This window comes from Streptomyces sp. R818, from assembly GCF_056172735.1.
Map to the genome: position 1 here is coordinate 562839 of NZ_JAOCNE010000004.1, position 9104 is coordinate 571942.

11 protein-coding genes and 1 pseudogene are annotated in these 9104 nt (G+C 72.5%); all 12 read right to left on the bottom strand.

Features of this window, described 5'->3' with window-relative positions:
* Positions 1-19 precede the first annotated feature (19 nt).
* On the bottom strand, positions 20-379 hold the full coding sequence (locus tag N5I75_RS15435; protein WP_476677850.1) for an MmcQ/YjbR family DNA-binding protein: 360 nt from the start codon (positions 377-379) through the stop codon (positions 20-22).
* A gap of 138 nt (positions 380-517) precedes the next feature.
* Positions 518-1468: an alpha/beta fold hydrolase gene (locus tag N5I75_RS15440; RefSeq protein WP_476677852.1), complete on the bottom strand. Its 951-nt coding sequence runs from the start codon at positions 1466-1468 to the stop codon at positions 518-520.
* 200 nt (positions 1469-1668) lie between these two features.
* Positions 1669-2193, bottom strand: a complete 525-nt coding sequence (locus N5I75_RS15445) for an N-acetyltransferase family protein (RefSeq protein WP_476677853.1) — start codon at positions 2191-2193, stop codon at positions 1669-1671.
* Positions 2190-2792 (bottom strand): helix-turn-helix domain-containing protein, encoded by a 603-nt coding sequence (locus tag N5I75_RS15450; protein WP_476677855.1) that lies wholly within the window; start codon positions 2790-2792, stop codon positions 2190-2192. Before N5I75_RS15450 ends, N5I75_RS15445 begins: the two co-directional genes overlap by 4 nt.
* A 67-nt stretch (positions 2793-2859) precedes the next feature.
* Positions 2860-3771 (bottom strand): LysR family transcriptional regulator, encoded by a 912-nt coding sequence (locus N5I75_RS15455; protein WP_476677857.1) that lies wholly within the window; start codon positions 3769-3771, stop codon positions 2860-2862.
* Between the two features lie 93 nt (positions 3772-3864).
* Positions 3865-5061 carry a glycine C-acetyltransferase gene (locus N5I75_RS15460; protein WP_476677859.1) on the bottom strand — a complete coding sequence of 399 codons (1197 nt, stop codon included), beginning with the start codon at positions 5059-5061 and terminating at the stop codon, positions 3865-3867.
* 29 nt (positions 5062-5090) lie between these two features.
* A complete protein-coding gene (tdh, locus tag N5I75_RS15465; protein WP_476677861.1) occupies positions 5091-6119 on the bottom strand; it encodes an L-threonine 3-dehydrogenase in 1029 nt (342 codons plus the stop codon).
* Positions 6120-6348: 229 nt separating this feature from the next.
* Positions 6349-6936, bottom strand: coding sequence for a GAF domain-containing protein (locus N5I75_RS15470; RefSeq protein ID WP_476677863.1), 588 nt, complete (start codon positions 6934-6936; stop codon positions 6349-6351).
* A 63-nt stretch (positions 6937-6999) separates the two neighbouring features.
* The gene (locus N5I75_RS15475; RefSeq protein WP_476677864.1) at positions 7000-7587 is read right to left on the bottom strand and encodes a GTP-binding protein; all 588 of its coding nucleotides are present in this window, start codon (positions 7585-7587) and stop codon (positions 7000-7002) included.
* Positions 7565-7936: a DUF742 domain-containing protein gene (locus N5I75_RS15480; RefSeq protein ID WP_394428899.1), complete on the bottom strand. Its 372-nt coding sequence runs from the start codon at positions 7934-7936 to the stop codon at positions 7565-7567. Before N5I75_RS15480 ends, N5I75_RS15475 begins: the two co-directional genes overlap by 23 nt.
* 2 nt (positions 7937-7938) lie before the next feature.
* Positions 7939-8373 (bottom strand): roadblock/LC7 domain-containing protein, encoded by a 435-nt coding sequence (locus N5I75_RS15485; RefSeq protein WP_338702494.1) that lies wholly within the window; start codon positions 8371-8373, stop codon positions 7939-7941.
* Positions 8374-8463: 90 nt separating this feature from the next.
* Positions 8464-9104, bottom strand: a pseudogene (locus N5I75_RS15490) (hypothetical protein); the annotation flags it as partial.

The following is a 9104-nucleotide window of genomic DNA, read 5'->3' on the forward strand; positions in this document are numbered from 1 at the left end:
CGCTTCGTCCCACGTGATGTCAGTCCGCGGGCGGCAGGCCCAACTCCGGGTGCGCGTCCAGGAGTCGGGGCGGGGCCGCCTGCCGCCAGGAGTCGGTGAGGATCGCCCGCAGTTCGTCCGTGTCGTCGAGGGCGGCCAGCCGGGCGCGGACCCAGGCGGAGTACGCCTCGTGCTCCGCGACCCAGAACTTGTCCGGCTCGGCGAGGACCAGCTCGTCGCGCTCCACCTTCGGGCAGCGCACGGCGATCGACGTCTCCTCCTCGGGCAGCGTGATGAACATCTTTCCCGCGACCCGGAACGTCGGCATCGACCAGGCGGTCTTCTCCGTCGTCTCCGGCAGGGACAGGGCGATGGTGCGTACATCCTCGGCGTCCGGCATGGGAAGCACCGTAACCAAAGGCACTGACATCGGACCGGCCCCGATCACCGATCACCGATCACCGATCACAGCGCCGGCCATGGCAGGCATCGGTTACGACAAGCCTTGGCTTGCGCCAGGCACCCGCTACAGCAGCCGCTACGGCACCCGTTTGTCCAGCCACCCCAGCAGATCCGCCTGCACCTCGTCCCGGTTCGTCTCGTTCAGGATCTCGTGGCGGGCGCCCTCGTAGCCGCGCCACGTCAGATCGGTGACCCCGGCGTAGCGGAAGTCCTCGAGGAGTTCGTGGACGAGGGTCATGCGCTGGTTGCACGGGTCCTCGGTGCCCACTGCCACGTGGACGGGCAGGTCGGCGGGGATGCGGGCCAGGTTCGCCGGGTCGTTGATGCGGCGGACGGCGCGGACCCAGTCCAGGGCGAGGCCCGCCGCGAAGGGGAAGCCGCAGCGTTCATCGGCCACGTATGCGTCGACCTCGGCCTCGTCCCGCGACAGCCATTCGAAGCCGGTGCGGTGCGGGTACGGGTCGTTGAAGGAGGCGAAGAGATCGGTGACGTAGGAGGAGGGTGCGGCGCGTCCCGCGCGGGCGATGTCCGCCTCCAGGGACGCGATCGAGCCCTCGTTGTCCGCGCCGGGCAGCGAGCGGAACGTACCGGAGAGGATCAGGCCGACCAGGTCGTCCGCGTGCCGCTGCGCGTACTCGCGGGCCAGCAGGGAGCCGAGACTGTGGCCGAGCAGGACGAACGGCACGTCCGGGTTGAGGGCCCGCGCCTGGTCGCCGATGGCCTTGAGGTCCTCGACGATGGCGATCCAGGCGTCGACGGTGCCGGGCTCGGCGTCGTCCGTCACGCCGTAGCCGCCCGTGCTCACCGCCGTCGCGCCGTGGCCGCGGTGGTCGGAGGCGATGACGCCGTAGCCGTGCGAGGTCAGGTACCGGGCGAAGCGGTCGTAGCGCAGGCCGTGCTCGGCGGCGCCGTGCGCGATCTGCACGAACGCGCGCGGCCTGGCGCCCTCGGGCAGCCAGGTGTACGTGGCCACGGTCGCGCCGTCGCCGGTGCTCAGCGCGCTGGTGGTGTACGCGGGGTCGGTCATGGGGCGGCTCCTGGTCCCGGGCTGTGGCTTGTGGGGCACGGTCGCGGACGGGCGGGCGCCCCTCCGTGCTCGTACGCGTTCCATGCCCGTACGTGTTCCATGCACATTCGGGGCCGTGCGCGTACTCCTCCGCTGCCACTTCTGCCGATCACACCCGCCGGTCACGCCCGCCGATCAGAGCTGCCGATCAGAGCTGCCCGTCACAGCTTGCGGTAGAACACCGTCGTGGGGTGCAGCCGGCCCGCCGGGTCGGCCGCGTAGTCGGGGATCACGCCGGCCCGGGTCCAGCCCGCCGTGCCGTAGAGGGTCTCGGCGGGGCTGCCCGTCTCCGTGTCGAGGACGAGGAGGGAGAGGCCTTCGTCGGCCGCCGCCTGCTCCACGGTCGCGAGCAAGGTGCGGGCCAGCCCCTTGCCGCGCGCCGCGCTGTGCACCATCAGCTTGAGCACCTCGGCCCGGTGGCGGCCGTTGGCCTTGTCGGTGCGTGCGAGGGAGATCGTGCCGACGCAGCGGCCCGAGGTCTCGTCCAGGGCGGCCCACACGGTCAGCTCACCGCGCTCGACGGCGGGCGTACGGTCGCGCCACCAGGCGGCGGCCGCGCCCGGGGTCAGTCCGTCGAGGAAGCCGAGGGAGTTGCCGCCGTCGACCGTGTCAGCCAGCAGACCGCCCAGCTCGTCCGCGCGCTGCGCGAACTCGGTCGGCGTCAGACGACGCGTCGAGAACGTCACGGGCGGACCACCACCAGGCCGTACCGCACACCCTCCGGCCCCGGGCAGTGGAAGTGCGTCGGGCCCCAGACGCGGAAGCGCAGGCAGTCGCCGGTGGTGAGCGTGTGGGTGGTGCCCTGCACCGTCAGGTCCAGGCGGCCGTCGAGCACCCAGACGTGTTGTTCCAGGCCGGGGACGGGCGGGCGGTCGTAGGCGATGTCGGCGTACGGCTCAAGGCGGCCCTCGACCAGTTCCGCGCGCAGGCCCGCGAGGGGCGGGGAGACCGAGCGGCGGACGAAGCCGCTCGACTCGTCGCGCCATACGGGCTGCTCGGCGGCGCGGACCACCTGCGCCGGGGCCGACTCGACCTCGCTGAGCAGTTGCGACATGGTGCGGCCGTACACGGCGCAGAGGCGGTTGAGGAGGGCGGCGGTCGGGCTGATCTCGGCGCGTTCGGCGCGGGAGAGGGTGGAGCGGCTCACGCCGCTGCGGTCCGCCAATTCGCCCAGGGACCAGCCGTGTTCGGCCCGCAGCTCGGCGAGGCGGGCACCCAGGCGCGCGTCGACCGGATCCGCCTCCTCGGGGCCGGGCCCGGTATGCGGGTCAGTTTCGCGTCTCATATTCGGCACGTTATCCCAGATATGAGACGACGGCTGGCGAATTGATCCGCGAGCCCATAGGCCCGGCTCAACCCCTCGCCGCCTCCCCCAACGCCCCGATCACCGGCCGGATCAGCGGATGCGCCTCCGCCCCGTGCCGTACCGCCGCGAACACCTTCCGCGTCGGCGCCACCCCCTCGATCGGGCGGACGACGACCTCGCTCAGGTCCATGCCGACCAGCGCCGAGCGCGGTACGAGGGCCACGCCCGCGCCCGCCGAGGCGAGGGCGACGACCGCGCGGAAGTCGTCGGAGGAGTGCTCGAACTGCGGGGAGAAACCGGCGTGTTCGCAGGCCAGGACGACCACGTCGTGGCACGGGTTGCCGGGGTAGGGCCCGATCCAGGTGTCCTTCGCCAGCTCGGCGACCGGGACGAGCGGGACGCGGTCGGCGTCGGCGAGGCGGTGGGCCACCGGGAGCACCGCGTCGAAGGGCTCCGCGTAGAGCGGCACCCGCGTGATCCGGTCGTCGTCGGCGCCGGGCGCGCCCCGGTACTCGACGGCGACCGCCACGTCGATGCGGCGGTCGAGCAGCATCGGCAGGCTCGCGTCGCCCTCGGCGTCCTGGACGCGGACGCGGATGCCGGGCGCGGTGTGCGCGAGGCGGGCCAGGGCCGGGCCGACGACCAGGCCGATCCCCGTCGCGAAGGAGGCCAGCGTCACCGTGCCCGCCTCGCCGGTGCTGTACGCGGCCAGCTCCGCCTCGGCGCGCTCCAGCTGGGCGAGGACCGCGTTGGTGTGGGTGAGCAGGATCTCGCCCGCGGGGGTGAGCCGGACGCCGCGCGCCCCGCGCTCGACCAGCTTGTGGCCCGTCTCCTGCTCCAGGGCGGTGAGCTGCTGGGATACCGCGGACGGGGTCAGGTACAGCGCGGCGCCAGCCGCCGTCACCGTACGGTGGTCGGCCACCGCCCGGAGGATGTGCAGCCGCCGCGCTTCGATCATGCCCTGATTATCCCAAACCCTCCCGAGTCCCCCGTGACCGGGCGGTCAGCCCAGTTCGGCGCGCGACCTCTGGAGTCCCCGGAGGCCGGGCGGTCAGCCCAGTTCGGCGCGCGCCGCCACGAACGCGTCCACCGCCCGGTTCACGTCCTCCGTCGAGTGCGCCGCCGACAGCTGGACGCGGATCCGGGCCTGGCCCTGCGGCACGACCGGGTACGAGAAGCCGATCACGTAGACGCCGCGCTCCAGGAGCAGCTCGGCCATCCGGGACGCCACCGCCGCGTCGCCGATCATGACGGGGGCGATCGCATGGTCGCCGGGCAGGATGTCGAAGCCCTCCGCCGTCATCCTGCTGCGGAACAGCTTGGTGTTGGCGGCGAGGCGTTCGCGCAGGTCACCGGCGGACTCCAGGAGGTCGAGGACCTTCAGGGACGCGGCGGCGATGACCGGGGCGAGGCTGTTGGAGAACAGGTACGGGCGCGAGCGCTGGCGCAGCAGGGCGACGATCTCGGCGCGGGCGGCGACGTAGCCGCCGGAGGCGCCGCCGAGCGCCTTGCCGAGGGTGCCGGTGATGATGTCGACGCGGTCCATGACGCCGTGCAGCTCGGGCGTGCCGCGGCCGCCGGGGCCGACGAAGCCGACGGCGTGCGAGTCGTCGACCATGACCATGGCGCCGTGGCGCTCGGCGAGGTCGCAGATGTCCGCGAGCGGCGCCACGTAACCGTCCATGGAGAAGACGCCGTCGGTGACGATCAGCTTGCGGCGCGCGCCCGCCTCGTCCGCCGCCTTGAGCTGGGCCTCCAGGTCGGCCATGTCACGGTTGGCGTAACGGAAGCGCTTGGCCTTGCTGAGCCGGATGCCGTCGATGATCGAGGCGTGGTTGAGGGCGTCGGAGATCACCGCGTCCTCGGGGCCGAGGAGGGTCTCGAAGACGCCGCCGTTGGCGTCGAAGCAGGAGGAGTAGAGGATCGTGTCCTCCTGGCCGAGGAACGCGGACAGGCGCGCCTCCAGCTCCTTGTGCACCTCCTGCGTGCCGCAGATGAAGCGGACGGAGGCCATGCCGTAACCCCAGCGGTCGAGGGCCGCGTGACCCGCGGCGATGACCTCGGGGTGGTCGGCGAGGCCGAGGTAGTTGTTGGCGCAGAAGTTGAGCACCTCACCCGGGCGGCCACCCGCCGTCACGTCGACGGTGGCGGACTGCGGGGTGCCGATGACCCGCTCGGGCTTGTGCAGGCCCGCGGCGACGATCTCGTCGAGGGTGGCCTGGAGGTCTGCGCGTACGTTGTCGAACATGGAGTAAGTCCTAACGCGAGGGGGGAAGTTCAGACGGTCCAGTCGAGGATGACCTTGCCGCCGCGGCCGCTCGCCGCGTCGTCGAAGGCCGCGTCGAAGTCGGTGTACGCGTAGCGTCCGGTGATGACGGGGGCCAGGTCGAGGCCGCCCTCCAGGAGGACCGACATCGCGTACCACGTCTCGAACATCTCGCGGCCGTAGATGCCCTTGATGGTGATCATCGAGGTGACGATCCGGGCCCAGTCGACGGCGAACTCCTGCGAGGGCAGGCCGAGCATGGCGATCTTGCCGCCGTGGGTCATGTTGGCGAGCATGTCGCGCATCGCGACGGGGTTGCCGGACATCTCCAGACCTACGTCGAAGCCCTCGCGCAGGCCGAGCGTGCGCTGGCCGTCGGCGATGCTGGAGCCCGCGACGTTCAGGGCGAGGCTGACGCCGATCTTGCGGGCCAGCTCCAGGCGCTCCTCGCTGACATCGGTGATCACGACGTTGCGGGCGCCCGCGTGCTTGGCGACCGCCGCCGCCATCAGGCCGATCGGCCCGGCGCCGGTGATCAGGACGTCCTCGCCGACGAGCGGGAAGGACAGCGCGGTGTGCACGGCGTTGCCGAACGGGTCGAAGATCGCCGCCACGTCGAGGTCCACGGGGACGCGGTGCACCCACACGTTCGAGGCGGGCAGCGCGACGTACTCGGCGAACGCGCCGTCGCGGCCGACCCCGAGGCCGACCGTCGCCCGGCACAGGTGGCGCCGCCCGGCGAGACAGTTGCGGCACTTGCCGCAGACCAGGTGGCCCTCGCCGCTGACCGTGTCGCCGACGGCTATGTCGACGACGGCAGCGCCGGTCTCCACTACCTCGCCGACGAACTCGTGGCCGAGGACGAGCGGCGCGCTGACCGCCGACTGCGCCCACCCGTCCCAGCTGCGGATGTGCAGGTCGGTGCCGCAGATCCCGGTCCGCTTGACCTTGATCAGTACGTCGCCGGGGCCGACGGACGGCTCCGGCACGTCCATCAGCCGGAGTCCCGGTTCGGCCTTCTCCTTGACCAGTGCCTTCAACGGTTCGGCTCCTGTCGTGGCGTCGTCTGTGGGGTGGCGTCTGTGATGGCCTCGTCCTCGTCCGCACGCGGGCACGGCGAAGCGGCCCGCCGGCCGCGGGAAGGACGAGAAAAAGTCTGGGGCGGCGGTCGATCCGACCGTCACCCCAGACTCTTCCGTACCGCCCCGCCCCAGGTCCATCGAGGTTTTCTTAACCGGCGCCGCAGCTTTCCTACAGGCCCCGCCGGGCCTACCCGGGCCCCAGCAGATGCCCCCGCCCCCGCACCACCTCCATCAGCTCACCGGCCAGCGCCTTGATCGTCGTAAGACCTGCCCTCCCCCACGCGCGCGGGGCGACGTCCACCACGCACACGGTGCCGAGCGCGAGGCCCGTGCGGTCGTCGAGCAGCGGGGCGCCGAGGTAGGAGCGGATGCCTATCTCGTCGACGACCGGGTTGCCCGCGAACCTCGGGTAGTCGCAGACGTCCTCCAGGACGAGCGCTTTGCGCCGCACGACGACGTGCGGGCAATAGCCGTGGTCCCGCGCCATGTAGCGGCCCGTCCCGGCGCCGCTCACCTCGGCGGCGACCGCGCCGAGCACACCGCCGTGGCGCGTGCCGTCGGGTGTGTGCAGGCCCGCGAAGAACTGCCGGTTCCCGTCGATGAAGTTGACCATCGCGTAGGGCGCACCGGTCACGTCGGCGAGCCGGTCCGCGAACGCGTCGAAGTACGGTTCCGGGCGCAGCCCCAGATCGAGGCGGCGAAGGAGGACCGAGCGCTCGGCGCCCTCCCGGTCGACCGGGGTCAGCAGCAGGCGCCGGGCCGCGTCGTAGCTCATGCGCTTGCTCCCCGCTCCGCGCAGCTCTCGTCACTCATGCGCACGCCCTCCGCTCCGCGCACCTCACGTGCGGGCCCCCGCGGGCGCGGCGTGGGCGAGGAGATGGCGGACCAGGGTGAGCAGCGTCTGGATGCCGGAGCTGGAGATGCGGGCGTCGCAGCGGACGACGGGCACCCCGGGGTCGAGGTCGATGGCGGCCCGGACCTCCTCGGGTTCGTAGCGATAGCCGCCGTCGAACTCGTTGACCGCGACGATGAAGCCCATGCCGCGCTCCTCGAAGAAGTCGACGGCGGCGAAGCAGTCCTCCAGGCGGCGGGTGTCGGCGAGGATGACCGCGCCGAGGGCGCCCTCGGAGAGTTCGTCCCACATGAACCAGAACCGTTCCTGTCCCGGCGTGCCGAAGAGGTACAGGACGTGTTCGGGGTCGAGGGTGATGCGGCCGAAGTCCATGGCGACGGTCGTCTCGACCTTGTTCTCGATGCCGTCGAGGTTGTCGGTCGCGGCGCTGACGGTGGTGAGCAGCTCTTCGGTGCTGAGCGGGGCGATCTCGCTGACCGCGCCGACGAAAGTCGTCTTGCCGACCCCGAAGCCGCCCGCGACCAAGATCTTCAGCGCGGTGGGGAAAAGGTCAGAGCTGTCGTCGTAGTCCATCGAGCACTGCCTCCAGTAGGGACCGGTCAGTGGGGTTGTCGTGGAACGTGGGGGGTTTGGTGGTGAGCGCGCCGCAGTCGACGAGGTCGGAGAGGACGACCTTGGTGACGGCCGCGGGGAGGCCGAGGTGGCCGGCGATCTCCGCGACGGAGGTCGGGTGCGCGCACAGGTCGAGCGCCTGGCTGTGCTCCGGTCCCAGGTAGCCGAGGGGGGTCGCCCCGGTGGCCATGACCAGGGACAGGAGGTCCATCGAGGTGCTCGGTCTGGTGCGCCCGTCGCTGACGGTGTACGGGCGCACGAGCCGGCCCGCCGCACCGTCGAGCCATGGCCCGTCCTGCGGGGCGGTCACTCTCAATTCCTCATCGCCGAGGGCTCGGCCGCGGGCTGGCGGGGCGCGGTCACGAGGTAGGGGCGCACGCTCTTGACGAGCATGGCCATCTCGTAGCCGAGGACGGCGGCGTCGGCCTCGCGGCCCGCGAGCACCGCGAGGCAGGTGCCGGATCCCGCGGTGGAGACGAACAGGAGGGTGGAGTCGAGTTCGACCACCACCTGCCGTACGTCGCCGCCGTCACCGAAGCGCACGCCGGCGCTGCGGCCGAGCGAGTAGAGCCCGGAGGCGAGGGCCGCCATGTGGTCGGCGCTGTCTGCGTCGAGGCCGTGGACGGACTTGACGAGGCCGTCGGAGGAGAGGAGCACGGCGCTGTTGGTGTGGGGAACGCGCTGGACGAGGCCGCTCATCAGCCAGTCGAGATCGGACACATGACCCGTCGGCACATCGCTCGCCATGGGGGATCGACTCCTTGGTGGACTGCTCGGTGTGGTGCTGGTCGTGGGGGCGTCGGGCGGAACTGTGCGGTGGGGCCGCCCGGGCATCGGTCATCCGGCGCTGCCGTCCTCGGCGTCCCCGCCTCCCCCGGTCCTCCCGGTGCCCGGTCCGCGCGGCTCACGGAGTTCGGCGTTCTCCGCGAGGGTGATCCCGCGCTGGAACGCGGCCATGAGCCCGGGGTCGTGCCCGGCCGGCGCCTCGTCGTCCTGGCGCGGTGCGGGGCCGCCGCGCAGTTGCGGGGCCAGGTGTTCCTGGGCTCTGCGTCTGGGGAGCCGGGGACGCTCGATGGTGCCGCGCACCGCGCCGCTCCCCGGGGCGGGCAGCGCCGTCGTGTGCTCCACGACCTGCCGCTCCTCGGGGCGGATGCCGGGCAGCGCCTCGGCGGGGGTGGCACGGGCACCGCCCGCGTGCCGCTGCGGCAGGGGGGCGCCGGGCGCTGCGCTGGGCGGGGCGGGCGGCAACTGCTGGGGCGGGTGTGCCGGTTGACGCCGCTCCGGATGGGGGTGCGGCCGGCTCCGCACCGGCTCCGATGCCCCCGGCGTCCCTGGCGTCTCCGGCGTCTCCGGCATCCCCGGCGTCCCCGGCGTCCCCGGTGTCCCCGGCGTCCCCGGCATGCTGGATGTTCCCCGCATACCCGACAGCCCCGCCGCCCCGGGCGTCCCGCGCATCCCCGACGCCCCCGGCACCCGGG

Bases quoted from the DNA above. Each gene is read 5' to 3' on its own strand.
- N5I75_RS15455 (WP_476677857.1), bottom strand. From the start codon at position 3,771: ATGATCGAAGCGCGGCGGCTGCACATCCTCCGGGCGGTGGCCGACCAC.
- N5I75_RS15460 (WP_476677859.1), bottom strand. From the start codon at position 5,061: ATGTTCGACAACGTACGCGCAGACCTCCAGGCCACCCTCGACGAGATC.
- N5I75_RS15450 (WP_476677855.1), bottom strand. From the start codon at position 2,792: ATGAGACGCGAAACTGACCCGCATACCGGGCCCGGCCCCGAGGAGGCG.
- N5I75_RS15475 (WP_476677864.1), bottom strand. From the start codon at position 7,587: ATGGACTACGACGACAGCTCTGACCTTTTCCCCACCGCGCTGAAGATC.
- N5I75_RS15435 (WP_476677850.1), bottom strand. From the start codon at position 379: ATGCCGGACGCCGAGGATGTACGCACCATCGCCCTGTCCCTGCCGGAG.
- N5I75_RS15440 (WP_476677852.1), bottom strand. From the start codon at position 1,468: ATGACCGACCCCGCGTACACCACCAGCGCGCTGAGCACCGGCGACGGC.
- N5I75_RS15470 (WP_476677863.1), bottom strand. From the start codon at position 6,936: ATGAGCTACGACGCGGCCCGGCGCCTGCTGCTGACCCCGGTCGACCGG.
- N5I75_RS15485 (WP_338702494.1), bottom strand. From the start codon at position 8,373: ATGGCGAGCGATGTGCCGACGGGTCATGTGTCCGATCTCGACTGGCTG.